This is a genomic window from Nonomuraea sp. NPDC003727 (assembly GCF_053586935.1).
This window is the reverse complement of the sequence record NZ_JBSFNE010000006.1, coordinates 23,224-49,583: the sequence shown is the minus strand read 5'-3', so window position 1 is coordinate 49,583 and position 26,360 is coordinate 23,224. Positions and strand designations below refer to the sequence as shown.

Sequence of the window (26,360 nt, the reverse complement as noted above, 5' to 3'; positions counted from 1 at the left end):
TACAAATGCACAACACCGATGACCTACAGGAGACCGTCGACGAGATCGCCCGCGTTCTCGGGGTCTCCGCGACGCTGGAGGACCGCTCCTTCCGGCTGCTGGCGTACGGCGCGCAGCACGGCGACATCGACACCGTCCGCCAGGAGTCCATCCTGCGCAGACGCGCCAGCCGCGAGGTCCGTGACTACTTCGAGCGCTTCGGCATCGCCAGGGCGGAGGGCCCCGTCCGCATCCCCGCCGACCGGGAGCTCGGCGTCCTGGCCAGGGTGTGCGTCCCGCTCCGGCACACGTCGGTGACCTACGGCTACCTGTGGCTGCTCGGCACGCTCGGCGATGCCGAGCTGGCCCGCATCAGGCCGCTCACGTCCAGGGCGGCCGCCATGCTCGCCCAGGAGGCCCGCAGCCGCCACGACCTGGGCAGGGAGCTGGCCGCGCTGCTGTCGTCGGACCCCGAGGAGCGGGCCGGAGCCGCTCTCGACCTGGCCGGTCCCGTGACCGCGATCGCCGTCAGGGAGTCGCAGGAGCGGGTGGCCGCCCTCTGGACGCTGCCGCGCGGCGTGCTGGCACGCGCGGGCCAGCCGGTCGCCGTGCTCGCCCCCGCGCACCTGGCGGGCGAGATCGCGGGCAACCTCCAGACCGCGTACGGCACCGCCGCCGGCATGGGCGCGCCGCGGGCCGATCCGGCCGACGCCTGGCAGAGCTTCCGCGAGGCCAGGCACGCCCTGCGGATCGCCGAGCACTTCCCGCGCTTCCATCCCGTCGCCTGCTGGCCCGATCTCGGCGTGCACCGGCTGCTGGCCCGGCTCGGCGGCGCCGACCTGCGCGAGCTGGCCGCCGAGACCGCGCCGCTGGACACCGAGCTGGCCCACACCGTCGAGACCTACCTCGATCTCGGCGGGCACGCCCAGAAGGCGGCGGCGGAGCTGGGCATCCACCGCCAGACCCTCTACTACCGCCTGGGCAAGGCCGAACGCCTGACCGGGCTCGACCTGTCGGACGGCGACGACCGGCTGGCCGTCCACCTGGGGCTGAAGGCGGTCAGGCTGCTCCGGTGAACCGGTAGACCTTCACCCAGTCGACGTACATCGACACGGTGTCGGGGGTGGCGGCGTTCCTGCACGGCGACCACTCGTTGCACACGACGTCGTTCTGCAGGGCCAGTCCCATCTTCCTGCCCTCGGGCACGTGCGGGCCGCGGTAGTCCCACACCTTCCGGCCGTCGAGCCAGAACGTCAGCCGTCCCGGCAGCCAGTCGACGGCCACCGTGTGCCACTGGGTGAAGTCGGCGCGCAGCTGCTTCTGCGCCCGCTCGCGGCCCGCGTGGACGAAGATGCCGCCGCCGCGCCGCTGCGGGTCGACGATCTCGGCGAAGTCGATCTCGGCGTAGTCGCCGTCGCTCTGACTGTCGGGCCACAGCAGCGCGACCGGGGTGTAGCCGGCGCCGGCCTCGGCCTTGAACCTGACCTCCCACCTGCCGTACTCCTGGGACGAGCGCGTGGCCAGCCCGCCCGACAGGTCCTTGCCGCCGTAGAAGCCGCCCTTCAGCCGGAGCACGCCGCCGGAGACGGACGTGGCCTTGCCGGTGCGGGGGTTGGTCTCGGCGCCGGGGGAGTGGTAGACCATCCACCTGCCGGTGTCCAGGGAGTCGAAGCCTTCGGTGAAGACCTGCTCGAACGGCGGCCGCTCGGTCGCGGTGGTGGCGGCGGGCGTCGCCAGGAGCGCCGCCGCCACGAGATAACCAGGAATCGACATGAGTCTCAGAAAAGCACAGATTGCGCTTTGGTAACGGCGCTTTCGACCCTCTCGCGGTGTTCCGCGGTTTTGTGGCCGTCGTCCTTGACCGTGCCACGCACCTCGCCGACGGCCGGCCGCAGCCCGGGCGCGGCGGGCGGGACGCGGGGCGGCTCACAGCGATTCGTACACCCGGAGCAGCTCCTGGCTGACGCGCTCCCACGAGTAGCGCGACCGCGCCCGGTCGGCGCCGGCGTAGCCGAGCGCCGTGCGCCTGGTCGGGTCGGCGAGCAGTTCGCGGATGAGCCTGGCGGTCTGGGCGGGCCGGTCCGGCGGCACCAGCAGGCCCGTGACGCCGTCGACCACGGCGTCCAGGTGCGCGCCCACGGCCGAGGCGATGACGGGGACGCCGCAGGCCATGGCCTCCAGCGCGACCGTCCCCTCGGGCGCCTCGCGCGGCAGCGACATGACCAGGTCGGCGCTGCGCATGAGCTTGGGCACCGACGTCTTCGGCACCCGGCCGAGCACGTTCACCCGCTCGGCCACGCCGGCCTGCCGGGCCAGCATGCGCAGCCGCCTGGCCTCGCGGTCCTCCTCCAGCCCCTCGGCCGGCGGCCCGCCGGCCAGGACCAGCTCGGCGTCGGGGACGGCGGCCAGCGCCCGCACCACGGTGTGCGCGCCCCGGTCGGGGGAGAGGGGACCGACGTGCAGCAACCGCCTGCGGGTGCCGCGGGCCGCCGCGCTGCCCTGGCGGCGGAACCTGTCCACGTCCACCCCGCAGGGCACGACCGCGATGTGGTCGCGGGGGACGCCCATCCTGATGAGCTCGGACTCCTCGTCGCCGCAGCCGGCGATGACCGCGTCGGCACGCCGGCCGAGCACACGCTCCAGCCTGAGATGCGCCGGCGGTACGGCGACGCCCAGGTCGTGGTGGAAGGTCTGCGTGACCGGCACGCCCAGCCCGCTGGCCCCGGCCACCGCCACCAGCCCCCCGGTCCACGAGTGGGCGTGGATCACGTCGGGCCGTTCCTCGAGCCAGCGGCGCATCAGGTACGCGCCCACGTCCGACAGGAACGGCACCACGTCGTCGGCGGGCAGATCCTGGGCCGGGCCCGCGGGTATGGACTCGACGGTGACGCCATGGCACACCTTCGTCCTGAGCTTCGCCTGGCCGTCACTGCGGCGGGAGAAGATCGTCACCCTGTGTTCGCGGCCCAGCTCGCGGGCCACCGCGAGGATATGAGTGCGCCGCTGGTCGGAAGCGACGATGGCGATATGCATGACACACCTCGGGCAGGTAACAGCTGCGGGGTGTGCCTGCGTCTTAGGCACTCACTTCCTTCTAGGCTTACCCCGGTGCCCGGGAAAAGTAAACCTGCTCGGGGGGCCCAAACCGGGCGGTGGTCACGCCACGCGGAGCGCGAGCACCACGATCTCGTCCCACACCCGCCCGCCGGAGAAGGCGTGCCTGTCCTGCTCGATGGACTTCACCACGGTCGAGGGCGGCTGCTGCACGCTGCGGGCCAGCACGTCGGCCAGCCGCTCCTCCCCGTACGGCTCGCCGTGCTCGCCGCGTGAGGAGACCAGGCCCTCGGAGTAGAAGACCAGCGTCTGGCCCGCCGTCAGGGTGATCTCCTCCACCGCCGTCTCGGCCTCGGCCGCGATGCCGAGCGGCACGCCGCCGCCGGAGACGAAGCGCACCCCGCCGTCCGGCTGCACCAGCGCGGCCGGATGGTGCCCGGCGGAGCTGACGGTGATCGTCCTGCCCTTCACGTAGCCGGCCGCGGCCATGACGAACATGCCGGAGCGCTGCGCGACCAGCGCCTCGTTGACCTTGCGCACCGCGATGTCGGGATCGCTCTCCCACACGCTCAGCACGCGCAGCCCGCCGCGCACCATCGCGCTGACCGAGGCCGCCTCCTCACCGGAGCCGACCGCGCCGCCCAGCGAGAACCCCCATCCGTCCTTGACGGGGAACACGTCGTAGAACTCCGCTCCCACCGAGGCGCCCTGGTGGTAGATCGCCGCCGCCTCGAAGCCCGGGATCTGCGGCAGGTTGCGCGGCACCACGCTGGCCGTCAGCGCGTCGGCGGCCTGCGAGCGGTCGCGGAAGCGCTCCCTGGCCGCCATCGCCATGCCCAGGTGCGCGCCCAGCTCCTGCACCAGCCCCAGGTCGGCCAGCGTGTACGGCTGGCGGTCGTGCGAGCGCACCAGCGTGAGCACCCCGCGGACCGCCCCCTCCACGCCGATCGGCACGCACAGCATGGAGCCGGCCCCCATCGTGGTCAGCAGCGGCCCGTCGGCGGACGAGCCGAGCAGCGACTCGTCCTCGACCATCTCGTGCACCACGCCGGTGCCCTGGTCGAGCACCTGCGCCACGAGCGGGCCGGCGGCCGGGTCGGCCCGCTCGACCAGCCGTACCAGCTCGGCCACCGGCTGGTCCTTCGGCCCCAGCACCACCGACCTGCTCAGCAGGTCGTCGCGCAGGACGTCGCCGATCACCCAGTCGGCCCACTCCTCGGCCAGCAGCCGCGCCGCCCGTGACAGGGCCACGGGCAGCCGCAGGCTCTCCTCGTCGAGCAGCAGCGACGTCATCCGCGCCAGCAGCTCCTGCCGCTTGGCGGCCGTCATCAGCAGCGCCGCGTCGGACAGCTCGGGACGGGGCGTGCCGGGCTCGGACACCTGCACCTGCGTCGGCAGCGCCACTGCCGCCACCATCTGCTGCGGCTCACCCGGCATCGTCAGTTTGGTCAGCACCAGCTGCGCGATGTGGGTGCGGCCCTGGTGGGCCAGCCTGGTCTCGAACGCGGCCGACTGCCCGGTCTGCAGCACCGCCGTCAGATGGGACCGGAAGGCCGCCCGCCGCGGCACGTCCACCAGCAGCGGGAACGACCTGCCGATCAGGAACCCGTCGGGGCTGCCGAGCAGCGCGGCCGTCTCGGCGTTGATCCGCCTGATCACGCCGCCGCCGTCCAGCACGATCACCGGCACGGGGAACACCCTGAACACCTGGCGCAGCAGTTTCAGCTCCCGCTGGGAGGCGCCCTTGCCCGCCTTGTTCCTGGCGGCGCCGGACAGCTCCGCCTTGGCCGCGGCCAGCAGCTCGGTGGCGGTGTCGAGTTCGGCCAGCGCGGCGTCGAGCGTCTGCGCCAGCTCCCCCGGGTAGGCGGACCGGGCCGCGCGCAGCGACGAGACGCGCCCCCCGAGCTCATCGAGGGCGTGTTCGAGGGCGGCCAGGCCGATGGGTTCGGTCACCTGTTTAATCTAGGCTCATCGGGAAGGGATTCGCCATGGCGAGAATGATCACCTCCGTGCTGGCGCGCGACCTGGCTGCGCTGGGCCGGGTCGGCGACGACACCTCGAGTGAGAGCGTACTTCGCGGGCTGACCACGACCCTGGCCCGGGGGGTGCCCGGCTGCTCGGGAGGGTCGGCCGAGCTGTGGCGCGACGACCGGGTGCTGGTGTCGGGGTCCCACAGCGAGCTCATCATGCTGGTCGAGGGCGAACGGCGGATCGGCGAGGGGCCCTCCATCGAGGCGCGGGGCACGCGGCGCCGCGTGGTGGTCGCCGACGTGCTGCGCGACCGCCGCTGGGCGCGCTACGCGGGCCTGGCCACCCGGTGGGGCGTCCGTTCGGCGTTGGTGTTGCCGATCGAGATCCAGCCCGTGCTGCTGGTGGTGGGCCTGTACTCGGTACGGCCGGGCGCCTTCACCGCGCAGGCCGCCGCGCCGCTGTCGGAGATGCTGTCCGAGCAGGTCGGGGTGGCGATGGCGAACATGTGGGAGTTCGACGAGATGCGCACCGACGCCGCCCAGTTGCAGGAGGCCATGGCCGGGCGGTCCGTCATCGACCAGGCCAAGGGCATCATCATGAAGACCAGCGGGTGCGGCGCCGAGGCGGCCTTCGAGGAGTTGCGGAGGGTCTCCCAGCACCACCAGGTCAAGGTCGCCGACCTGGCCCGGCTGCTGGTGGAGGAGCACCAGCGCAAGGCCCGCTGAGAGGCGCCGGTCCTGGAGCGGTGAGAGCACCTGCCGGCCCGGCGCGAGGTCGGCCGGGAGGTGCCGGTCAGCTCAGCGCGGCGAGCGCTTCGTCGAGCGTCTCGTACAGCGGCAGCCGCTGCGCCAGCCCGGTGATCCACATCACCTTCGACGGCGAGTAGCGCACGCCCACCAGTGCGAACCTGCCACCCGCCGACGTGCACCCCTGCCAGTGGTGCACGATCAGGCCGAGCGCGCGCGAGTCCATGAAGGTGACCCCCGCAAGGTCGAGGATGAGATCGTGGCCGTGGACGGCCACCACCTCGGCCAGATGGTCGGCGAACTGCTCCCTCGTCGTGGCGTCGAGCACGCCCTCCACGGCCACCACGGGCAGTCCGCCGGCGATCGACGACGTCAGACTCAGGGCGGCCTTCGGCCACTCACCGTTCTCCGACACCGTCACCCGAAGCCTCCTCCGTCGTCCCCTGTCTGGCAGGGCAACCCTACTGTCACCGCCCAGGGGTTGAATACTCCATCCCAAAGGGGGAAAACTGAAGTCGAAGTCCAGCAGAGGGCTTCCGAGCGACCTCTCGTGAGGCGCGCCTCTGCCTGGGCTTTTTCGCTGTGCGGGGGCGGGCTGCGACCATATGAGGAGCAGACGCCAATGGCTGTTCAGGAACGCGTCCTCGACGACATGACCGCGGAGGAACTCCTGGCCGAGATGGTCAGGGACGGCACCCCTGACTCGCTGCGCGAAAGGGTGCGAGAGCGCGTCGTCGAGATGCACCGGCCGCTCGCGATGGAGATCGCCAGACGCTACCGCTACCGGGGCGAGCCGATGGAGGACCTTCTGCAGGCCGCCTACGTGGGCCTCATGAAGGCCATCAACGGCTTCGACGCGGGCCTCGGCCACGCCTTCAGGGGCTACGCCGTCGTCACGATGACCGGTGAGGTCAAGCGGCACTTCCGCGACCGCACCTGGGCGATCAGGGTGCCCCGGCTCTACCAGGAGCGCCGCTCCGAGCTCAACAGGCTGGTCTCCGACCTCAGCCAGGATCTCGGCCGCGCTCCCACGGTGGCCGAACTGGCCGCCAAGATGAACATCTCGGAAGAGGACGTCCTGCTCACCCTCGACGCCTCCGCCGCCTACAGCACGCTCTCGCTGGACGCCCCGCTGGGCGCCGACGACGACGCCGCCTCCCTGGGGGACGTGATCCCGGAGGACGACGACACTCTCAACACCCTGGTCGACCAGCAGGCCGTCAAGCCTCTCATCGACGCCCTGCCCTCCAGGGAGAAGAACATCCTGCTGCTGCGCTTCTTCGGCAACATGACGCAGGCCGAGATCGCGGCGGAGTTCGGAATCTCGCAGATGCACGTCTCGCGCATTCTGCGCAAGGTCCTCGACCAGCTCAGGGCAGAACTGATCGCGGAGCGCTAGATGGGGGCTTCCCATGGACGGGGAACAAAGGAACGCCCTGCTCAGAGAAGTGATCTTCCGGCTGTCCGACCTGCCGGAGGTCCGGGGTTTCGCCGCGGACCAGGCGCGTGCGTCGGGCCTGTCCGAGACGGAGGTCACCGACCTCCTCGTCGCCGTGAACGAGGTGACCACCAACGCGGTCACCCACGGCGCCCGGGACAAGGCCCGCCTGCGCATCTGGCGGGAGGACGACCAGGTCGTCGTGGAGGTGCACGACGACGGCCGGTGGAAGCTCGAGGGCGAACCGGGCGCCACACCGCCCGCGCCCGACGCGACCAGAGGCATGGGCCTGTGGGTGGCCCGACGGCTCGCCGGCAGCGTCGACATCCGCACCGGCGAGGAAGGCAGCACGGTTACGATGCGCTTCGGGGGTAGAGGAGCGCGATGACTCCTCGCATCGTTATCCTTGGCGGCGGCTCGGTGGGGATGTTCACCGCGCTGCGGCTCCAGCGCCGGCTTCGCGCGGGCGAGGCGCACATCACCCTCATCGACGTCGACTCCTACATGACCTACCAGCCGTTCCTTCCCGAGGCGGCGGCGGGCAACCTGGAGGCCAGGCACGTCGTCGTCTCGCTGCGCCGGGTGCTGCCACGTTGCACGATTCTCAACGGCGTCATCGAGGACATCGACACCGGCAGGCGCGAGGTGAGCTTCCGGCCGCACCGGGGTCAGGCGCGAAGCGTCGGCTACGACCTGCTCGTCGTGTGCCCCGGCTCGATCTCCCGCACCCTGCCCGTCCCCGGGCTGGCCGAGTCCGGCATCGGGTTCAAGACCGTGGAGGAGGCCATCCACCTGCGCAACCACGTCCTCGGCCAGCTCGACCTGGCCGCCTCCACCGACGACGAGGCGATCAGGCGTGAGGCGCTGACCTTCGTGTTCGTCGGCGCCGGTTTCGCCGGCGTCGAGGCGCTGGCCGAGCTGGAGGACATGGCCCACGACGCGTGCCGCTACTACCCGGGCGTCGAGCCGTCCGACCTGAAGTGGTACCTCATCGAGGCGACCGACCGGATCCTGCCCGAGGTGGGGCCCGAGATGGGCGCCTGGACCCTGGAGCAGCTGCGCGCCCGCGGCATCGACGTGCGGCTGAAGACCAGCCTAGAGTCGGCCGTGGACGGGCGGATCGTGCTCGACGACGGCTCGGTGTTCGACGCGGCCACGCTGGTGTGGACGGCAGGCGTCAAACCCAACCCGGTCGTCGCGCACGGCGACCTGCCCCTCGACGGCAAGGGCAGGGTGCGGGCCACGCCGTTCCTCAACGTCGAGGGCCACGACGAGGTCTTCGCCGCGGGTGACTGCGCCGCCGTACCCGACCTGACCAAGCCGGGCCAGTACACCGCGCCCAACGCCCAGCACGCCGTACGGCAGGCCAGGGTGCTGGCCGACAACCTGCTGGCCACGATCCGGGGGACGGCGCGCAGGCCGTACCGGCACGCCTACGCGGGCTCGGTCGCCAGCCTCGGCCTGCACAAGGGCGTCGCGCAGATCTACGGCGTGAAGTTGCGCGGGCCGCTGGCGTGGTTCGTGCACCGGACCTACCACCTGTCGCGGATGCCCACCATGAACAGGAAGGCGCGGGTGCTCATGGACTGGACGCTCGCGCTGTTCTTCCGCAGGGACATCACGGCGCTGGCCGCGCTGAGCGATCCCCGCCGGGAGTTCGAGTACGCCGCCATGACCGAACGGACCGTCTCCCACGCCCGCTGAGCACGTGCCAGGCCGGGCACGCACGAGGGACGCCCTCCCGCAGGGCGCCCCTCGTGATCTCAGGGTGGATCGTGGTGGCGCTAGCGCCTGGTACGGCGCCAGCCGCCGCGGTAGCCGCTGATGCCGGCCGTCCCGATGCCCGCCTGGTGCAGGGCGAGCAGGCACAGGCCGAGCAGGACGAAGGCCATTCCGCTGATGCCGGCGATCCTCGTGTTCAGCAGGTCGAGTAAGAACCCGAGCCCGAACACGATCGCCGCGACGATGGCGAGCATGTCATGTCACCTTTCCGCCGGGGTGAGAGTGAGCAACTGGTCGACCATCAACCGGTATTCACGCAGGGCCTGGCGCAGCACCTCGGTGTCGCCCCCGCCGGCGTTCTTGCACCGGTCGCGCAGCTGGGCCGCACGGGAGGTCAGGGTCGCCAGCAGCTCCTCCACCAGCGCGTCGGCCCGGTCGACCGACTCGCGGGGATCGTCGACGAAGTAGGCCTGGACCTCACGCCAGCGGATGCGCACCTGCTCAGGGTCCTGGTCGAGCAGGAACCCGCCCGGCTCGGCGGCCTCGCGGCGGATGTCCTGGCCCGCGGCGGATCCCGGCCCGGCGGGCCCGGCCGTGGCCGGTTGCGTCCGCTCCGGCTCGGCCGTTCCCGCGCCCTGCCCGGCGGCCTCCGGCCGGGCGGTCTCGCCGCGGTGGCCGGCGAGGACGTCGTCCGGCGCCTGCGTCTCGTAGGGGTCGTGGTAGCGGGTGTCCTCCTGCTGACGGCCGGCGTCGGCGTCCATCATCGGCTGGTGCCGCTCCTCGTGGCCGCCCTCCCACGCCTGGCCGGCGCGCGCCTGGTCCTCCTGGGCCAGGTCGTCGCGCGTGCGGCCCTGCCACTGCCGCTCGGCGTTCTGGTCACGCGATTCTGCGGCGGTGGCCTGGAAGTCGCGGTCGGTGGCGTCGTCGGTGGCGTCGGGATCGTTCCTGGCCTGGTCGGCGCGCGGTGGGGGCACCTGCAGCGCGTCCTCGGCGGGTCTGTGCTCGGTCATATCGTTCACCGTCCTCTGGGTTCCTGACGGGGGAAGTGAGGGGCGTCGTCGTGCAGCAGGTCCTGGAACAGCGCGCGGTAGTGCACCATGGCCTGGCGGAGTTCCTCGGTCGAGGCCTCCTTCCTGGCCGCGCGGCCGCTGATCTCGTGGGCCTTGCGATAGTGGTCCAGCGTCGTGGCGTGCGCGACCGACAGCGTCGAGACCTTGTCGTCGTAGTCGCCCGTGGGGTAGCCGCGGTCACCCATCACCGAGGTGACCAGCTGGTCCGCCTCGGTCACCGCGAACCCTGGCGCGTCGACGAAGCGCTCCTGCACCTCGCCCCACCGCACGGCGTAGACCTGCCGGCTGCCCTCGTCGAGCGGCCTGATGTCGAGCTCGGAGAAGCGCTGCTCCCGCGCCATCAGTTCCTGCTCCGCCTCGCGCGTGCTGTCGTGCTCGGCGACCGCGCGCTCGTATTCCGGCCCGAACCTGTCGCGCAGGCCGGCCCGGCGTCTTTGCTGAAGGATGACGTAGCCGACCGCGGCGATGGCGATGACCACCACCACGATGACGGCCACCCAGATCAGAGTTGAGGTGGTCATCAGACGCCTCCGGAGTCTGTCGGGATGTGCCGTGATCGGCCTTCCGACTGCCCCGGAGGCGCGTGCCGAAACGCCTCCGTCAGCTACCCTCGACGGCCTTCACAGCGCGGCCCAGCACCTCGGCGACATGCGAGCCGGACGGGGCCGCCGGGACCTCCGTGAACCCCTCCACCGGGTCATAGGCCACGTCGAGACCCTGGTCCACCAGCCGCCGCGCCCACCGCAGGGCGGTGTTGAGCCGCTCGGGCGCCACCGGCCTGCCCTGCGCCGCCGCCGACAGGTTCCGCAGGTTGGTGGCGGGCCCCGACTGGGCGTGGGTACGGCTGAGCGTCCACGGCAGCGCCCCGCCGTGGTCGAGCTGCGCCTTGGCCAGACCCGCGGCCCGCTTGGCCTGCAGCACGCCCGACTCGCTCACCCCGAAGTGGGCCGCCAGCTCCCGCACGCTCATGCCCTCGCTGACCAGCCGCGCCAGCTCCGCCCTGTCGATCGTCGGCCTGCGCCCCACCACGTCCTCCAAGCTCGCCGTGGCGTCCAGGGTAGGCGCTCGCCGCCTGCCGGGTCACGAAAGGATCACCGGCGCGGATCCGATAGCGTCGATTCCATGCGGCTTCACGTGGGATGCGCGATGTGGACTCATACCCCATGGCAGGGGCGTTTCCTGCCGCATCCGCTCCCACCGGGCGAGCGCCTGCGCGCCTACGCGAGCTGGTGCGACGCGGTGGAGGGCAACACCACCTTCTACGCGACGCCGACGCGCGCCACCGTGGAGACGTGGGCCGCCCAGACCGGCCCCGACTTCCGCTTCGTGGTGAAGCTGCCCAGATCCATCACGCACGAGCGCCGCCTGAGCGGCGTCGAGGAGGAGCTGAGCGCGTTCCTGGAGGCGATCGAGCCGCTGGGGCCGCGGGCGCACGCCCTGTGGGTGCAGCTTCCCGGATCGTTCGGGCCGGCCGACCTCGGCGCCCTGGCCGCCTTCCTCCGCCGCCTCCCGCGCTCTCACCGGTACGCCGTCGAGGTCCGCCACCGCGCCTTCTTCGACGACGCCCGCTCCGAGCGGCTCCTCGAACAGGTGCTGGCGGGCGTCGAGGCCGAATGGATCCCGTTCGACACCACCACCCTGTTCCGCAGCCCGCCGACCAGCGACGCCGAACGGGACGCCTGGACGAAGAAGCCTCGCGTGCCCCGCCGGTCACGCGCGCTGACCGGCCGTCCGATCGTCCGCTACCTCGGCAGGGACGACACCGGGCGCACCGTCGAGGGCTGGCGGCACTGGGTCGGTACGGTCACCGAGTGGCTGCGCGAGGGCCGCTCGCCGACCGTGTTCATCCACACGCCCGACAACGCCGACGCGCTGCCGCTCGCCCGCCGCTTCCACGACGAAGTGCGGGCCCGCCTGCCCGAGGTGGAGCCGCTGCCCGAGCCGGTGCCCGCCGAACCGCTGACCCTCTTCTGACCCGCACGTGCCGGCTTGGCGCCGCGTGCGTGGCCGCCGGGCGTCCACGGCGACGGGCAGCGGCACGCGCGGGGGCGGCCGTGTCCTCCTGCCCGCGACCGCTCTGCTGGGCGCGGGCGTGGGCGCGGCGGGGCTCCTCGCCCACCGTCGGGTCAGACGCGGAACTCCGCGCTGAAGCCGAGAACGGCGGTGGCCCTGGTCAGCTTCAGCGGGACGGTGCGTCCCGGCAGGGGGCAGCGGATCTCGGCGGCGGGGTGATAGCGGCGGAGCAGATCCTCGGTGGGGTGGGAGACCAGGGTTTCCGGGGCCGCGACGGTGACGACGTGGAAGCCGGCGGGGCTGAGGCCGAGCAGGCACGCCCGGGCCGCGTCGCGGGTCTCGAGGTAGGCCCACAGGCCGGGCGCGTGCAGGCCGGGGTCCAGCTCGCACCGTCGCGCGAAGTCGAGGAGGCGCTCGTCGAAGCCGCCGACGTACGGCAGGCGCAGGGCGACCACCGACATGCCGTAGCGGCGCGACATCATCTGCGCGGTCAGCTCGTCGACCTGCTTGGACAGCGCGTAGGGATCCTCGGGCCCTGGCGGTTGCTCCTCGTCCACGGGGACGTATCGCGGGTGGAGGGCGCGCGCGGCGAACGGCAGCCCCGAGATCGCCGTGCTGCTCGCGGTGCACACCCGGGTGATCCCCGCCTGGCCGGCCTGCTCCAGCACGGTGTAGGTGGCCTGGGTGTTGGTGGCGAAGACCGTCTCGGCGGGATGCCGCTCGGGGGTGGGGATCGCGGCGAGGTGGATCACCGCGTCGGCCCCCCTGAGGGCTTCCCGCACGGCGCGCGGGTCCGTCGCGCTTCCCTCGACGACCAGCTCGGCCCTGAGGTCTCCGGGATCTTCCAGCACGAGGGCGTTGGCCGGGATCCCCCGCCGGCCGAGCAGGTCGAGGACGGCCCGGCCGATACGGCCGGCCGCACCGGTGACCAGGACACGCTTCATGGGTCTACTCATACACGCGTACCGCCACGACATGGGCGTACGGTGTCCCGTTGCCGGCCTCGACCACGATCCTCAGCGCGTCGGCGGCGACCGGCTCGAGGTCGTGGACGTTGCGTCGGCGCCGGTTGCCGCGCACCTCGGCCACCGTCCGCCAGCCGCCGTCCTGCCGTACCCGCAGACGGTAGTCGCGGAGCAGCGTCGGCATGACCTCGAACGGCGTGCGGTGGTGGTGCAGGTTGATCAGGTCCTCGTTCACGTCGTCGTCGGCCAAAACGTCGACGCGGCCGATCGTCACCGGCGACGGCCAGGACAGTTCGAGGGTGGCGGGCAGGGTGTCCGACACCCACATGTGGGGTCCGGCGTGCGGACGCTGGAAGCCGTCGAGCGCCTTGGACGGCGCGAAGACGTCCGTCGGGCCGGCCCGGAAGCAGAAGGTGCGGCGCAGCAGACCGGCGTCGGACCACTCCCGCAGCAGCTGGGGCGCCTCGTCCTGGGGGCGCAGCGGGACCCGGGTCAGGCAGAGCACGCCAGGCGTGGGCCGGTCGGCGACATGGAGGCGGACGTCAGGGTTCGCCCTGATCAGCAGGAACGCGTTCTGCGCCCGACCGGGCCGGAAGGACAGATCCACGCGGACCCACTGGTTCTTCCCCGGCTCCACCGGTACGGCATGCGAGGCGATCAGCTCCCGCGGCACGTAGTTCTGGCCCAGCACCGGATCGTAGAGATCCACGACCAGTTCGGTGCCGGCAGCCGCGTCGAGCATGAGCTCGATCGCGTCCAGAGCCGGGTCGACCGGCACGACCAGTCCGGCGTCCGCCTCCAGCGGCCACACCTCGGCCGAGGTCTCGACCGCGAATCGGGTCAACGTGCTCGACGCGGAGGCGGTGGCGGTCCGCGCGAGATCCGAGGGGTCCTCGTACGGCAGGCCGATGATCGAGCTGTCCTCCCGCAGGAGGGTTCTCTGAAGGTCGCGCGCGTCCAGCTCGCGAGGTGAGAGACCGCCGGCCACGCACAGGGCGGCCGCGGTGCCGGCCGCCTGGCCGATCGTGGCGCAGGTGGCCATCACCCTGGTCGAGCCGAACGCCACGTGCGACGCGGAGATGTTCCGCCCGGCCATGAGCAGGTTGGGCACGTTCCGCGAATAGAGGCACCGGTAGGGGATGTGGTAGATCCCGTCGGCGTAGCGCTGCTTCGCGCCGTCCTCCTTGGCGTACATGCCCTGCGGCGGGTGCAGGTCGATCGACCATCCGCCGAAGGCGACCCTGTCGTCGAACGGGGTCTGGCCCAGCACGTCGTGCTGGGTGAGCACGTGGTCGCCGAGGAACCGGCGGTACTCCCGCTTGCCGGGCAGCGACCCCACCCACTCCAGGGTCATGGTCTCCGCGTCGAACTTCCCGGAGTTCTTGATGTGGTCCCAGATGCCGTAGATGACCGACCACAGCTCGTCGCGGATGCGGTCGTTGTCGTGCACGGTGTCCAGCTCGCCGCCGAACTCGATCCACCAGTAGGCGCAGCCGTTGTCGCCGGCCCTGATGATCCGCCGCTCGGGGATCGACGTCCCGGTGATGTCCTTGGCGAAGCTGGGCGGGACGTAACGGACCGGCTCGCCCGCGTCCTTGGTGTAGAAGAGCAGCGTGCTGCCGAGCGTGATGTCGTCGGGCACCTCCGGCGCCCACGGCTCGCCGTACTCCGCGCGTCCCTCGCGGCCGACGCGGTGGCTCGCGCCGGCCAGGTGGCCGACGAGCCCGTCGCCGGTGCAGTCCAGGAAGATCGGCGACTCGAAGGTGATCAGCCGCTCCGAGCCCATCATCCAGCCGGTCACGGCGCTGATCCGGCCCGCCGGGCACGACACCTCCCGCACGTCGGTGTTGAGGAAGAGCGCGATGTTCGGTTCCTGCCGGACGAGGTCGAGAACGGTCGTGTCCCAGAAGTAGGGATTGCCCTGCGGGTTCCTGTACTGGTTCTCCAGGAAGAGCTCGCCCATGATGCCGCCCTCGCGGGCGTGGTGGTTCCTGCCGTGCCCGGTCGCCCCGACCACCCAGACCCGGACCTCGCTGCTGGAGTTGCCGCCGAGCACGGGCCGGTTGGTGACCAGGGCGACCGTACGGCCCAGCCGGGCCGCGGCGACGGCGGCGTTGACGCCGGCCAGACCGCCGCCGATCACGGTCACGTCGTGGGAGAGGGATTCGGTTCTCATAGCTCCAGCCCGTAGTAGAGACGCGGGGCGCCGTCCAACGTGACCTGGACGCGGCGGCCCGTGGCGGTGATCGTGCGCTCCTGCCCGATGCAGTCGATCTCCCGGATCGCCGGACCGGAGGACTTCAGGGACACGCACGTCTTGGTCGGCCAGTGGTCCACCCAGCCTTCGGGGTGCGGGTACCACTGGTCGGCGCCGTGGTCGCGGTTGAGGATGTAGCCGTCCTTACGGCTCCACAGGACCGCGAGCTTGCCGCGCGGAGTGTCGAAGAGCAGGCCCTTCAGGTCGGGGTCGGCGAAGGTGAGCCAGCGCTTGAACGTCGCGCCCTCGAGGTGGCGTGTGGCCGTCGCGAACGCCAGCAGCGCGGGCTTGGCGCTGGTGTCGCGGTTCAGCAGCCCGAAGTGGTATTCCGGGTTGTTCGGATCGGCCTCCTGCGGGTGGTGGATGGTGCTGTCGTGGGGCTGGTACCAGTTGACGCCGTCCACGCCTTCCGACAGGCAGAGCGCGAGCTGGAGCAGCACGTTCTCGGCGGCCTGGCGGTGGGTGTCGTTCCACCAGCGGTTGGGCCGGGTGCAGGCGTAGGCCTCGGTCAGCCAGAGCTCCTTGTCGCCGCCGTACTCGTCGAGGGTCTGCCTGGCCTTGCGCAGCGCGCCCAGGAAGTTCCAGTAGGAGCCGTTGGCGCCCTGCTCCCACTCCTCCGGCGGCGGGGCGTAGTCGGCGGTGAAGTTGCCCCGGCCGGGATGGAAGGCGAACGCGTCGATCAGGTCCCAGCCGCCCGCCGCGTGGAAGTTGGCCGTCCAGCGGTGGTCCATGCCGCCCAGCCCGCAGTTCATCAGCTTGACGCCGGAGTCCTTGAGCCTGTCGTGGATGGGTTTCAGGCCGTCGCGCACGTATTCGGCGGCCTTCTGCCCGGACATCCAGGGCTGGTTCAGCTCGTTGGCCACCTCGAAGTAGGCGGCACCCGACTGCACGGCGATCCTGGCCCGGTCGTCGGCCCAGGCGGCGATCTGCTCCGCCGTACCGTTGAAGATCACGCCGCCGAGCTGGACGTTGTGCCTGATGCCCAGCGCGTCGAGTTCCGCGGGCGGGATGCCCGGCGCGCCGTCGTAGGCGATGCGCACCCATCTCACGCCGATCCTCTGCATCAGCCGGCCGACCTGCTGCTTGTCCGGGACGAGCAGCCAGGTGTAGTTCGCGATGCCGAACCTGCCGTCGGCGCGGTAGGCGTAGGGCTTGAGAGTGGCCAGGTTCGTCCGCGCGAACGCCTCCTCATCTCCCGAGGTGGCCTTGACCTCGGTGAACACGAGGCCCTGCGCGGGCCCCCGCACGGTGAGCGTCTCCTGCCAGGCCGCGCCGGGCTCGACGGTCCTGGTGAGCCGGCCGGTGCCGAGCACGGTGCCGTTGAAGTCGCGGGCCCACCAGGTCAGGGTGACGGGCTTGGCGTCGGCGGCGCCGTTGACCACCTGCGCGTTGACCGCCATGGTCGCGCCCGGCTCGTAGAGGCCGAAGGGCTGGTCGCTCCACACGTCGACGCCGAGCGGCGCGGCGGTCGCCACGGCGTTGGCCGCGCTCGGCCGCAGGTCGCCGAGGACCAGCTCCACCCGGGTCGCTCCGTCCTGGCCGGCCGGCGCGTGGATCCAGGTGGCGTTGGTGAACGACGGATTGGAGGCCGCCAGCCGGAAGCAGGCGCGCGTGCCGGCCCACGTCTCCTGGTAGAGCGAGCCCGCGTTGACCTCGTACGGCACGCCGCCGCGGGGGTCCTTCGTCCAGACGGTGGCGGGCACGTACTTCTCCGGCGCGGTGTTGCCGACCAGAGCGCGGGAGAACATGTAGCCGGTCGGGGAGAGCGTGGCGCTGCCGGTCACCTCCCAGCTCAGGCTCGCCCGGCGGGCGGCCACGGTGAACGTGCCGCGCACGGTCACCGCCGAGGCGCTCGCCGGCATCGTGTAGGCGACCTGGAGGGCGGGCCGGCCGTTCACCGTGGTCAGGCTCGGCGTGCCGCCGAACGTGCGCTGCTGCCCGAGCACGGTGTCCTTGATCATGAAGTGGCCGATCCTGAGGAGATCGGTCCCCGAACCGTCGCGGACGAGGATCGAGCCGCCGGCCTCGGCGACGAGCGTGATGCCGTCGGCCGAGATCGACAGGGCGTCCGCCTGGGCGGGGGTGACGGTGAGCGCGGAGGCCGCGCCGGCGAGCGCGGCGGTCTGGAGAAGGGTGCGGCGGGAGACATCAGGCATGGGGGGTCCGCCTTTCGGGGGGTTAGCCTTTGACGCCGGTGAAGCCGAGCCCGGCGACGACGTACTTCTGGAAGACCGAGAACAGGAGAACCGGCGGGGCCAGCGCCATCGCCATGCTGGCGATCAGGAGGTCCTGCGGCGCCTGGTCGGCCAGCGTGGCCAGGGCCACGCTGATGGGTTGCTTGTCCGGGTCGGTGATGGCCACGAGCGGCCAGATGAAGTCCTTCCAGCTGTGCATGATCGCGATCAGGCTGATGACGGCCAGGATCGGGCGGCTCATCGGCAGCACGATCCTGGTCAGCAGCTGCCAGGAGCCGGCGCCGTCGACCCGGGCGGCGGCGAAGAGCTCCGGCGGCAGCGCGTCGAAGAAGCGTTTGGCCAGCAGCACGTTGAAGGCGCTGGCTCCGGCGGGCAGCCAGATCGACCAGTAGGAGTCGACCAGGCCCAGGTCGATGATGGTCAGGAAGAGGCTGGCCATGGAGACGGTGTAGGGGACGAACATCGTGGCCAGGATCGCGCCGTAGATCAGCCTGCCGAGCCGGGGTTTCAGGACCGACAGGGAGTAGCCTGCCGTGATCGCGACGACCAGCTGGACGGCCCACGAACCGCCGACGACCTGCACCGTGTTGAGCAGGTAGTGGCCGATGCCCAGGTCGTTCCAGGCGGTGCCGAAGTTCTCCGGCCTGGGGTCGCCGGGCCAGAGCTGGAGCGGCTCGGCGATCAGGTCGGTGGCCGGGGAGACCGCGCCCTTGACGGTCATGTAGAGCGGGCCGACGCCGATCAGCAGGAGGACGGCCAGGGTGAGCCACTGGACCGCGCGCACCGCCGCCCTGACCGCCGGGCGGCGCTCCTCGACGTGGGAGATCAGGCTCATGAGGAGCTCCAGGCGCGGGTGGCCCGCAGGTAGATCGCCGACATCAGGCCCAGGAAGATCGCCAGGAGGAAGGCGAGCGCGGCGGCCTGGCCGTAGGCGCCGTCCCTGAAGGCGTACCTGAAGATCAGCAGGAGGATCGTCAGCGTGCTGTTCTCCGGGCCGCCGTCGGTGAACACGTAAGGCTCGGTGAAGACCTGGGTGGTGCTGACCAGCTGCAGGAGCAGCAGCAGGCCGATGGTGGGGCGGAGCTGGGGCAGGGTGATGTGCCACAGCCGGCGCGCGATCGACGCGCCGTCCATCTGCGCCGCCTCGTAGAGTTCGGCGGGGATGGTGACCATGGCGGCGAGGTAGATCAGGACCGTGCTGCCCATCCAGGCCCAGGTGGACTGGATGACCAGGCTGAGCATCGCGGTCCTGGGCGACTCCAGCCAGGGGAAGGGGCCCAGGCCGGCCAGGCCCAGCAACTCGTTGAACAGGCCGTGCCCCGGGTCGTAGAACCACTTCCACAGCAGGATCGCCACCACCGGCGGGATCACCACCGGGAGGTAGACGAGGAAGCGGTAGATCCCCGCGCCCTTCCGCACCGTCGACATGACGGTGGCCAGGATCAGCGGCGCCGGAAACCCGATCAGCAGGCCGAGCCCGACGAACAGCAGGGTGTTCGCGATCGCCGTGGAGAGCAGCGGATCCCGCAGGAGCGCGGCGAAGTTGTCCAGCCCGACCCAGGTGGCCGGGTCGACCAGGTTCGTCTCCTGGAAGGAGATCAGCAGTCCCCGGATCATCGGCCAGTAGGAGAACACCCCGAAGGCGACGAAGGCCGGGATGAGGAACAGGAACGCCATGACGGTGTTCCCCCGCCTCCTGGCGCGCGTCGCGACGGTCACTGCCGGCTCGCGGCGAGCTTGGCGTTCACGTCGGTCTCGGCCTTGGCCAGCAGGGCGCTGACGTCGGCGTCCCTGTCGGTCAGGACGGCCTGTACCACGCTGTCGAGCACGGCGTAGACGGCCTGGGCCTGCACCGGCGGCTCGGCGCGGAGCCGGAGCCTGGGGGTGCCCTCGATCCACGGCCGGAAGTGCTCGAGCTTGACGTTCACGTAGGGCCTGACGGCCTCGTCGATCTTCGCCTGCCGGGCGGCGTCGAACATCGGCAGCGTCGGCACGCCGACGGCGGCGTTCGGATCGGCCGCCAGCGCCTTGGCCCGCTCGGCGGCGGCGCCGGTGTCGTACTGCGGCTGGGCGTAGGCGAACAGCAGCCACTTCACCGCCGCCGCCGTCTTCCCCGCGGAGGCCGACCTGGGCACCATGTAGACGTCACCGCCGGTCAGCGTGGCGTTCCCGCCGGCCTGGGGGAGCGGGCCGATGCCGAACGCGTCGATGTTCCGCATGCCGTAGGTCATCTTGGCCAGCCGGTAGGTGCCGGGCGTGCCCAGGTACATCCCGACCTCGCCGGCGGCGAACCGCTTGATCACGTCGTTCTGGTCGTTGAGCTGGTTGGCGCCCATGGAGTCGTCGGTCCAGCGCATCTCCTTCAGCAGGGTCAGCGCCTGCCGGGTGGGCTCGGCGTTGAAGGCGGCCACCCACCTGTCGCCGTCCAGCCGCTCCATGTCGCCGCCGAAGGTGTAGGTCAGTTTCGTGAGCTGCCAGCCGCCCTGGTTGTTCTTGGACTCGTGCACGAATCCGGCCTTGCCGGTCTTCTCGGCGATCCGTTCGGCGTGGGCCCGCACCTCCTCCCAGGTGACCGGCGGTTTGTCCGGGTCGAGGCCCGCCTTCTCGAACAGCTCCCTGTTGTAGACGAGTCCCATCGCGAAGGGCGACTGGGGCACGCCGTACACCTGGCCGGCGGCGTCGCTCAGCGGCCGCAGCACCTGCGGGTTGACCTCCTTGTAGTGCGGCCACTTGGCCAGCTCGGCGGTCAGCGGCTTGACCTGCTTGCGGGCGATCAGGCCCTGCGGCTCGGTGAGCGGCACCTTGATCACGTCCTCGACCTTGCCGCCGGCCAGCTTGGCGGAGAACGTCAGGGGGTCGTAGGTGGCCGGGGAGCCTTCGACGGTGATGCCGGGGTTCTGCTTCTCGAAGTCGGCGACCGTCTTCTCGAACGCGGCCAGGCCCGGCTTGTCCGTCGCCGGAGGCATGCCCTGGACCCTGAGGGTGATGGTGGCGGACTCCTGCCCGGCACCGGAGGACGATCCGCACGCGGCGGCGGTCGTGGCCAGAACGGCGACGCCGAGGGAGGCGGTGATCTTCTTCATCTGAACTCCCGCATTCAGGTCATAGCAGGAAAAACGGTGTTGAAGACGGCATGACGGGATGGCGGTACGGCGCGCGCCGTACCTCGGGAACCGCGGTCAGCGGAGGACGGGACCGGTCGAGGCCCTGGGGATGAGCCGGGAGCCGATCTCCAGGACGCGACCGGCACCGCGCCCGGCGATGGTGTCGAGCAGCAGGTCGGTGGCCTGGGTGGCGAGCTCCTCGGCCGAGATGCGGATGGTGGTCAGCGACGGGGTGGAGGTCTCGGCGAGCAGGGTGTCGTCTATGCCGATCACGCTGACCTCCCGCGGCACGTCGACGCCGAGCTTGGCGAGCTGGTGCAGCACGCCGAGCGCGACCAGGTCGTTGTGGGCGAGCACCGCGGTGGCGTCGCAGGAGGTGACCAGGGTGGCGGCGTGCACGCCGGTCTCGAAGCGCGGCTCGTAGGGGCCCAGCTCGACGAGGGACAACTCGTGCGCCTCGAACGCCTCTCTTATCGACTTGCCGCGGCTGAGCTCGGGCCGCGAGCCGTTGACGAAGACGCACCTGGTGTGGCCGTAGGCCTTCAGGTGCTCGGCCGCCTGGGAGATGCCGGCGGTCAGCGAGATGTGGATCTCCGGAATGCCGGGCACGTGCCGGTTCACCAGCACCACCGGCATGGTCCGCGCCAGCTCGGCGAGCCTGTCCTCCGGCAGGGTGGAGGCCCACAGGATCATGCCGTCGACCCGCTTGGCGACCGCGGTGATGGTCTCCAGCTCGTCGGACTCCCGCTCGTCGGTGTCGGCCGCCAGGACGGTGTAGCCCAGCCGCCTGGCGCGGGCCTGCATCGACTTGAAGATCGGCGGGAAGAACGGGTTGGCGATGTCGGGGATGATCAGCCCGAGAGACTCGGTCTTCCCGCCGCGCAGCGAGCGGGCCGCCGGGTTGGGCGCGTAGCCCAGCTTCGCGGCCGTGTCGCGGATGCGCTGCAGGGTCTGGGGCTGCACCTGGTCGGGGGTGGTGAACGCGCGGGAGACGGTCGAGACCGACACTCCGGCGGCCTGCGCCACCTGCCTGATCGTCACTGCCACGTTGCCCTCCGCCACGTCGTCGGTACGGAGGATGGTTGCAAACGTTCCCGGAAGCGTCAAGAGCGTATCTTCGCGGTTCGAAACCTGGTGAACCCGTGTCTGGCGGACGGTGTGGAGATGATGCATGATGGCGTTTCTGAGAATCCCGGTAACGTTCTCATAGGAGTTCGCCTGTGAAGATCACTGGTTGGGAAGTGCTCACCCTGCCCGAACACGGCGACAGCATGATGCTGCTCGTCGTCGACACCGACGAGGGCGTGCACGGCATCGGCGAGGTGGGCATCCGCTCGCGGCAGAAGGCGGTCTCGGGGGCGATCGAGCACCTGGGCGAGCTGCTGCTGGGCGAGGACCCCGCCCGGATCGAGCACCTGTGGCAGGTGATGTTCCGCCGGGGCTTCTTCCCCGCCGACCGGATCGTGTCGTCCGCCATCGCCGCGATCGATGTGGCGTTGTGGGACATCCGGGGCAAGACGCTGGGCGTGCCGGTCTACGAGTTGTTCGGCGGGCGGGTACGTGACCACGTCCCCGCCTACGCGCACCTGGGGGACGACTATCACGACCTCGAGGCGTTCCTGGACCGGGCGCGGGCGCTCGTCGGGGAAGGCTGGCGGCACCTGCGCTTCGCCGTGCCCCATGACAGGGACGGCACCCTCGACCAGCGGGCCTCGATGCGCTGGGGCATCGAACTGTTCCACGCGGTACGGCAGGCCGTGGGTGACGACGTGGAGCTGATCCTCGACGTGCACACGCGGCTCGACCTGCCCGAGGCCGTGACGTTGTGCCGCGAGATCGAAGCGGCCAAGCCGTACTTCGTGGAGGACCCGCTGCGCTGCGAGGGCCTCGAAGCGTATCGGTCGTTGCGGTCCCGCACGGCGGTGCCGCTGGCGGCGGGCGAGCAGTTCGGGTCGAAATGGGAGTTCCAGCGGCTCGTCGAGCAGGACCTCGTCGACTACGCCAGGGTGGACGTCGCCGTGGCGGCGGGGCTCACCGAGGCCAGGAAGATCGCCGCGATGTGCGAGACGCACTACGTCAAACTGGCCACCCACAACCCCCTCGGCCCGGTCACCGCCGCCTCGTCGCTGCACCTGAACCTGGCCGCGCCGTACGTCGGGGTGCAGGAACACCAGGCCCAGCCCGAGCTGGCGGACGTCTTCACCGCTCGGCCGCAGGTCCGTGGCGGTCGCCTGGACGTCCCGGATCTGCCAGGCCTCGGCGTCGACATCGACCGCGTCCAGGCCAGGAAGTACCAGGCCGTCGCCGCCGAACGCCCCCACCTGCGCACCCGCGACGGGGCCTTCACCAACTGGTGAGCCGACGCCGCGGCACCCGCCTGAGGTCGGCATCTTCCTGCCACGCGGGAACCCTGGCCGCCGCCGGACCCGGATGGTGTGATCGAGGCCCGACGCGAAAGGAGCCGTCGATGGCGGACTTCGACCACTGGGCCGAGATCTACAGCGCGTGGACGGCGATGGCGCAGGACGACCCCGCCGAGATCGAGTTCTACCAGCGCCTGGCCGGCGCGGCCGACGGGCCGGTGGCCGACCTCGGGATCGGGGTCGGGCGGCTGGCGGCCAAGCTGGATCCCCAGGTGGGCGTCGATGTGTCGGAGGCGATGCTGGCCGAGGCCCGCACGCGGCTGGGGCCGGGCATCCGGCTGATCAGGGCCGACCTCGCCGCGTGCGAGCTGCCCGAACCGGCCGCGCTGCAGTACTGCGGCCAGAACACCCTCAACCACCTGTCCCGGCGGTCGGTGCCGGAGGCGTTGCGGTGCGCCTTCCGTAACGCCAGGCCGGGCGGGCGGCTGGCGTTCGAGGTGGTGCAGCCCCGGCCGGAGCGGCAGAAGGCGAGGGACGGGGTGCCCCGGCTGCGGGTCTGGGACGAGGGCCGGGCGATCTACGAGATCACCCGCATGCTCGACAAGCAGGGGCTGGAGGCCGAGCTGGTCGGGCTGGTGGAGCGGCTGGACGGTGACCGCAGGGTGGTCGAGCGCGGCTACTTCCCGCCCATCCGGTTCTGCTTCCTCACCATGGCCGAGGTGGCGGGCTGGGCCGAGGCGGCGGGCTGGCAGGTGGAGGGCGCGTACGCCGGTTTCACCGGCAGGCCGCTCGCGCCCGAGTCCTCGACCGCGGTCTGGTGCCTGCGCAGGCCGCCGCGATGAGCCGGGTGAGCGGGGTGAGCCGGGTGAGCGGGGTCGGGGTGAGCGGGGTCGGGGTGAGCGCCGCCCAGCTGGAGGGCACGCTGGCGCTGGTCACCGGTCAGGAGCTGGAGACTCCCGGCGAGATGCTGTACGTCGCCAGGCGGGAGCAGCCCTCGCTGGTGGCGACACTGCTGAGCGCCTGGGAGGGCGAGGGGCGGCGGCTGGGCCCGGGGCTGGCGCACGAGCTGGCGCAACACCGCGGGCGGATGGCGTTCTACCGGCAGCAGCAGGCGCGCCTGCCCGTCGCGGTCGTCTCGCTCAAGGGGCTGGAGATCGCCGACAGGTACCCTGACCCGCTGCTCAGGTACATGAACGACCTCGACTTCTGGGTGCCGCAGCGGGAACGGCTGTGGGAGCTGGCGGCCTGGCTGCTGGACGACGGCTGGTCCATGCACACGGCCACCTTCATCCGGCTGGAGCGGGAGCCGGAGGTGATCCTGAGCCTGCGCAGGCGGCCCGACGACCCGTACGGCCTGCCGTACGGGATCGAGCTGAGCACGCTCGCCTACCTGGGCGACGGCCTCGGGGCGCCGCACCGCACGAGCGTGCCGGGCGACCCGGTGGTGAAGAACCTCGTGGCCCTGCTCTACGAGCGCTTCGAGCAGCCCTACCGGGCCAGGGACCTGATCGACGTGGCGGTGCTGCTGGGGGCGGCCTCCCCAGGGACGCTGCGGGCCTGCGCCCTGGCGGTCAGTGAGCTGGCGCTCTGGCCGGAGTACGCCGAGCTGGCGGCACTGCTGGCGGCCGGCCCGCTGGAGGTGCCCGAACTGCCGGGGGAGCGCAGGGCGCTGGTGCGCGCGAGCCGGCTCCGGCGGCGCACGACGGTGGTGAAGGCGCTGCGCAGGCCGGTCAGCCTGGCCGCGACGGCGTTGCAGAGCCGCATGACGGGCGCCGCGGTGCTGGACCGGCTCAGCCCGAAGGCGGCGCTGGAGGCGGGGCTGGCGCTGTTCGCGCTTCCGGTCGAGGGCGGTGTCCGCGCCGACCGGCTGACGATCGGCGAGAGCGGCGGGGCGCTGTGGGCGCACACGCCCGTCGGGCGGTTCATCCTGGTCCACGGCGACGAGGTGGACGAGGAGCTGCTGGGCGGGGCGAAGGCGGCGGGCGCGCTGTGACGCGACCGGTCCGCGCCGACCCGGCGGGCGGCCCGCCGGCGTGGGTCCTGCACCGTCCGCAGGCCGACGTGACCACGGTGAGCGTGTGGCTGCGCACCGGATCCCGCGACGAGGACGAGGCCACCGCGGGCGGCACGCACCTGCTGGAGCACATCCTGCTGCAGGCGCCGTCGGCGGGCGGGGAGCGGGCGGTGGACCTGCTGGAGGCGCTGGGCGGGGAGGCCAACGCGATCACCAGCCGCGAGCACCTGGTGCTGTACGCGCGGGTGCCCACCGAGGCGGCGGTGCGCGCCCTTGACGTGCTGGCCAGGGCGCTGGCCGAGCCGGAGCTGAGCGGCGCGGTGCTGGCGGCCGAGCGCAAGGTGGTCCAGGAGGAGCTGCGGCTGGCCGCCAGCGACCCGCTGGACGTGGTGCACGACGTCTTCTTCGACCTCGCCTTCCCCGGCCATCCCCTGGGCCGCCCGGTCGGCGGCACGATCGAGGAGGTCGGCCGGGTGGAGCTGGAGGCGTTGCGCGCCCACCACGCCCGGTGGCTGGGCTCGACGGGGGTCGTGGTCTGCGGCGGCGCCGCGCCCGAGGCGGTGGCCGGCGCCCTGGAGAAGGGGCCGCTGGCCGCGCTCCCGCCGTGGACGCCGCCCGCCTGCGCCGGCCCGCCGGTGGTGGGGGCCGGGCGGAAGGCGCTCGAGCTCAACAGCGACACCGCCGGGGTGGTGCTGGGCGGGCCTGCGGTGCCGTACGGGCACCCGTTGCGACCTGCCTGGCTGGTGCTCATGGAGTTGCTGGCCGGGGCCAGCTCGGCGCTGCTGACCGAGGAGCTGCGCAACCGGCGCGGGCTCTGCTACGAGCTGTGGGCGCTGGCCGCGCCCTACCGCGACACCGGGGTGTGGCGCGCCTTCGTCGCCACGGCGCCCGAGCATGTCGAGGAGGTCGTGGCGACCGCCGTCGCGCTGCTGGCGCAGCCCGCCTGGTCGCCGGCGGAGGTGGCGCGGGCCGCGCGGCGCACGGCCGCGCTGCTGCGGCTGGAGGCGGAGCAGTCGCTGGAGGAGGCCCTGCTGTACGGCAGGCACGCCCTGGTGGCCGGCTGCCCGGACTGGACGCTCGCGGGCGAGCTGGCGGCCATCGAGGCGGTGACGCCGGAGGGGATCGCGCGGGTGGTCGCGCCGGACGAGATGGCGCGGGCGGTCGCGCCGGAGGGGATCGCGCGGGCGGCCTGGCCGGACGAGATGGCGCGGGTGGTCGCGCCGGAGGGGATCGCGCGGGTGGTCGTGCTGGACGAGGCGGCGCGGGCGGTGGGGACGGGAATGGTCGCGCCGTCGATCGTGGCCGTCGCCGGAATGGCGGTTTCCTGCCAAGAACTCCCGCTCCCGGAAAATCACCGTGAAATGGGGCGAACATAAGCCTAGGAATGGGCCGCGGGCGGCGCTTGTCCGGCCGCCCGCAGACGAAGTGAGGAGCAGAGAATGGACCGTAACCGAGTCGTGTCGCGACGT

Annotated in this window: 25 protein-coding genes; 10 read left to right on the top strand and 15 right to left on the bottom strand. The window is 71.9% G+C overall.

The annotated features are described in order from the left end of the window. Positions 1 to 5 precede the first annotated feature (5 nt). On the top strand, positions 6 to 1,055 hold the full coding sequence (locus tag ACWDLG_RS16685) for a PucR family transcriptional regulator (RefSeq protein WP_449920677.1): 1,050 nt from the start codon (positions 6 to 8) through the stop codon (positions 1,053 to 1,055). Here ACWDLG_RS16685 and ACWDLG_RS16680 read toward each other — a convergent pair. The 3 genes from ACWDLG_RS16680 to ACWDLG_RS16670 all read right to left on the bottom strand — a co-directional run bounded on the left by ACWDLG_RS16680 (position 1,039) and on the right by ACWDLG_RS16670 (position 4,986). Continuing rightward, entirely contained in the window at positions 1,039 to 1,752 is a 714-nt protein-coding gene (locus tag ACWDLG_RS16680; RefSeq protein WP_354910762.1) for a glycoside hydrolase family 16 protein, read from the bottom strand. The two genes, ACWDLG_RS16685 and ACWDLG_RS16680, sit on opposite strands and share 17 nt — an antisense overlap. Before the next feature lie 153 nt (positions 1,753 to 1,905). Continuing rightward, positions 1,906 to 3,012 carry a glycosyltransferase gene (locus ACWDLG_RS16675; protein WP_449920674.1) on the bottom strand — a complete coding sequence of 369 codons (1,107 nt, stop codon included), beginning with the start codon at positions 3,010 to 3,012 and terminating at the stop codon, positions 1,906 to 1,908. Between the two features lie 123 nt (positions 3,013 to 3,135). After that, positions 3,136 to 4,986, bottom strand: a complete 1,851-nt coding sequence (locus tag ACWDLG_RS16670; protein ID WP_449920672.1) for a SpoIIE family protein phosphatase — start codon at positions 4,984 to 4,986, stop codon at positions 3,136 to 3,138. 35 nt (positions 4,987 to 5,021) lie between these two features. On the opposite strand from ACWDLG_RS16670, the gene ACWDLG_RS16665 reads away from it, so the two are divergent. Then, positions 5,022 to 5,729, top strand: a complete 708-nt coding sequence (locus ACWDLG_RS16665) for a GAF and ANTAR domain-containing protein (protein ID WP_354910770.1) — start codon at positions 5,022 to 5,024, stop codon at positions 5,727 to 5,729. A gap of 67 nt (positions 5,730 to 5,796) precedes the next feature. Here ACWDLG_RS16665 and ACWDLG_RS16660 read toward each other — a convergent pair whose 3' ends face one another. Beyond that, the gene (locus ACWDLG_RS16660; RefSeq protein WP_354910772.1) at positions 5,797 to 6,171 is read right to left on the bottom strand and encodes an STAS domain-containing protein; all 375 of its coding nucleotides are present in this window, start codon (positions 6,169 to 6,171) and stop codon (positions 5,797 to 5,799) included. A 201-nt stretch (positions 6,172 to 6,372) separates the two neighbouring features. Between ACWDLG_RS16660 and ACWDLG_RS16655 the strand changes: the two genes are divergently transcribed. The 3 genes from ACWDLG_RS16655 to ACWDLG_RS16645 are packed head-to-tail and all read left to right on the top strand — an operon-like array spanning position 6,373 to position 8,892. Continuing rightward, positions 6,373 to 7,149 carry a SigB/SigF/SigG family RNA polymerase sigma factor gene (locus tag ACWDLG_RS16655; protein WP_449920670.1) on the top strand — a complete coding sequence of 259 codons (777 nt, stop codon included), beginning with the start codon at positions 6,373 to 6,375 and terminating at the stop codon, positions 7,147 to 7,149. A 13-nt stretch (positions 7,150 to 7,162) separates the two neighbouring features. Then, positions 7,163 to 7,576 (top strand): ATP-binding protein, encoded by a 414-nt coding sequence (locus tag ACWDLG_RS16650; protein ID WP_449920668.1) that lies wholly within the window; start codon positions 7,163 to 7,165, stop codon positions 7,574 to 7,576. Next, a complete protein-coding gene (locus tag ACWDLG_RS16645; protein WP_449920665.1) occupies positions 7,573 to 8,892 on the top strand; it encodes an NAD(P)/FAD-dependent oxidoreductase in 1,320 nt (439 codons plus the stop codon). Before ACWDLG_RS16650 ends, ACWDLG_RS16645 begins: the two co-directional genes overlap by 4 nt. A gap of 80 nt (positions 8,893 to 8,972) precedes the next feature. Here ACWDLG_RS16645 and ACWDLG_RS16640 read toward each other — a convergent pair whose 3' ends face one another. From ACWDLG_RS16640 to ACWDLG_RS16625, 4 genes are all read right to left on the bottom strand, one after another. Next, on the bottom strand, positions 8,973 to 9,164 hold the full coding sequence (locus tag ACWDLG_RS16640) for a hypothetical protein (RefSeq protein ID WP_354910780.1): 192 nt from the start codon (positions 9,162 to 9,164) through the stop codon (positions 8,973 to 8,975). 6 nt (positions 9,165 to 9,170) lie between these two features. Further along, a complete protein-coding gene (locus tag ACWDLG_RS16635) occupies positions 9,171 to 9,920 on the bottom strand; it encodes a hypothetical protein (protein ID WP_449920662.1) in 750 nt (249 codons plus the stop codon). A gap of 5 nt (positions 9,921 to 9,925) precedes the next feature. Then, complete coding sequence (locus ACWDLG_RS16630; protein ID WP_449920659.1) at positions 9,926 to 10,501, bottom strand: hypothetical protein; 576 nt, start codon at positions 10,499 to 10,501, stop codon at positions 9,926 to 9,928. 79 nt (positions 10,502 to 10,580) lie between these two features. Further along, positions 10,581 to 11,006: a hypothetical protein gene (locus tag ACWDLG_RS16625; RefSeq protein WP_354910787.1), complete on the bottom strand. Its 426-nt coding sequence runs from the start codon at positions 11,004 to 11,006 to the stop codon at positions 10,581 to 10,583. Between the two features lie 96 nt (positions 11,007 to 11,102). Between ACWDLG_RS16625 and ACWDLG_RS16620 the strand changes: the two genes are divergently transcribed. Continuing rightward, entirely contained in the window at positions 11,103 to 11,954 is an 852-nt protein-coding gene (locus ACWDLG_RS16620) for a DUF72 domain-containing protein (protein WP_449920657.1), read from the top strand. Between the two features lie 152 nt (positions 11,955 to 12,106). On the opposite strand, the gene ACWDLG_RS16615 is transcribed toward ACWDLG_RS16620, so the two are convergent. From ACWDLG_RS16615 to ACWDLG_RS16585, 7 genes are all read right to left on the bottom strand, one after another. Then, positions 12,107 to 12,937 (bottom strand): NAD-dependent epimerase/dehydratase family protein, encoded by an 831-nt coding sequence (locus tag ACWDLG_RS16615; protein WP_449920654.1) that lies wholly within the window; start codon positions 12,935 to 12,937, stop codon positions 12,107 to 12,109. A gap of 4 nt (positions 12,938 to 12,941) precedes the next feature. Further along, positions 12,942 to 15,134 carry an FAD-dependent oxidoreductase gene (locus ACWDLG_RS16610; protein WP_449920652.1) on the bottom strand — a complete coding sequence of 731 codons (2,193 nt, stop codon included), beginning with the start codon at positions 15,132 to 15,134 and terminating at the stop codon, positions 12,942 to 12,944. After that, on the bottom strand, positions 15,131 to 17,371 hold the full coding sequence (locus tag ACWDLG_RS16605; protein ID WP_449920651.1) for a hypothetical protein: 2,241 nt from the start codon (positions 17,369 to 17,371) through the stop codon (positions 15,131 to 15,133). Before ACWDLG_RS16605 ends, ACWDLG_RS16610 begins: the two co-directional genes overlap by 4 nt. Positions 17,372 to 17,393: 22 nt before the next feature. Next, positions 17,394 to 18,245, bottom strand: a complete 852-nt coding sequence (locus tag ACWDLG_RS16600) for a carbohydrate ABC transporter permease (protein ID WP_449920649.1) — start codon at positions 18,243 to 18,245, stop codon at positions 17,394 to 17,396. Beyond that, entirely contained in the window at positions 18,242 to 19,087 is an 846-nt protein-coding gene (locus tag ACWDLG_RS16595; protein WP_354910803.1) for a carbohydrate ABC transporter permease, read from the bottom strand. Before ACWDLG_RS16595 ends, ACWDLG_RS16600 begins: the two co-directional genes overlap by 4 nt. Before the next feature lie 38 nt (positions 19,088 to 19,125). Further along, entirely contained in the window at positions 19,126 to 20,493 is a 1,368-nt protein-coding gene (locus ACWDLG_RS16590) for an ABC transporter substrate-binding protein (protein WP_449920646.1), read from the bottom strand. 96 nt (positions 20,494 to 20,589) lie between these two features. Next, positions 20,590 to 21,561: a LacI family DNA-binding transcriptional regulator gene (locus tag ACWDLG_RS16585; protein WP_449920643.1), complete on the bottom strand. Its 972-nt coding sequence runs from the start codon at positions 21,559 to 21,561 to the stop codon at positions 20,590 to 20,592. A gap of 173 nt (positions 21,562 to 21,734) precedes the next feature. Here ACWDLG_RS16585 and ACWDLG_RS16580 point away from each other — a divergent pair, with 173 nt between their 5' ends. The 4 genes from ACWDLG_RS16580 (at position 21,735) to ACWDLG_RS16565 (ending at position 26,267) form a co-directional block, all read left to right on the top strand. Further along, positions 21,735 to 22,871: a mandelate racemase/muconate lactonizing enzyme family protein gene (locus ACWDLG_RS16580; RefSeq protein ID WP_449920641.1), complete on the top strand. Its 1,137-nt coding sequence runs from the start codon at positions 21,735 to 21,737 to the stop codon at positions 22,869 to 22,871. A 110-nt stretch (positions 22,872 to 22,981) separates the two neighbouring features. Then, entirely contained in the window at positions 22,982 to 23,719 is a 738-nt protein-coding gene (locus ACWDLG_RS16575) for a class I SAM-dependent DNA methyltransferase (protein WP_449920639.1), read from the top strand. Continuing rightward, positions 23,716 to 24,870 carry a nucleotidyltransferase family protein gene (locus tag ACWDLG_RS16570; protein WP_449920636.1) on the top strand — a complete coding sequence of 385 codons (1,155 nt, stop codon included), beginning with the start codon at positions 23,716 to 23,718 and terminating at the stop codon, positions 24,868 to 24,870. The genes ACWDLG_RS16575 and ACWDLG_RS16570 overlap by 4 nt, the downstream gene beginning before the upstream one ends. Beyond that, positions 24,867 to 26,267: a M16 family metallopeptidase gene (locus tag ACWDLG_RS16565; RefSeq protein WP_449920634.1), complete on the top strand. Its 1,401-nt coding sequence runs from the start codon at positions 24,867 to 24,869 to the stop codon at positions 26,265 to 26,267. The genes ACWDLG_RS16570 and ACWDLG_RS16565 overlap by 4 nt, the downstream gene beginning before the upstream one ends. The last annotated feature ends 93 nt before the right edge of the window (positions 26,268 to 26,360 follow it).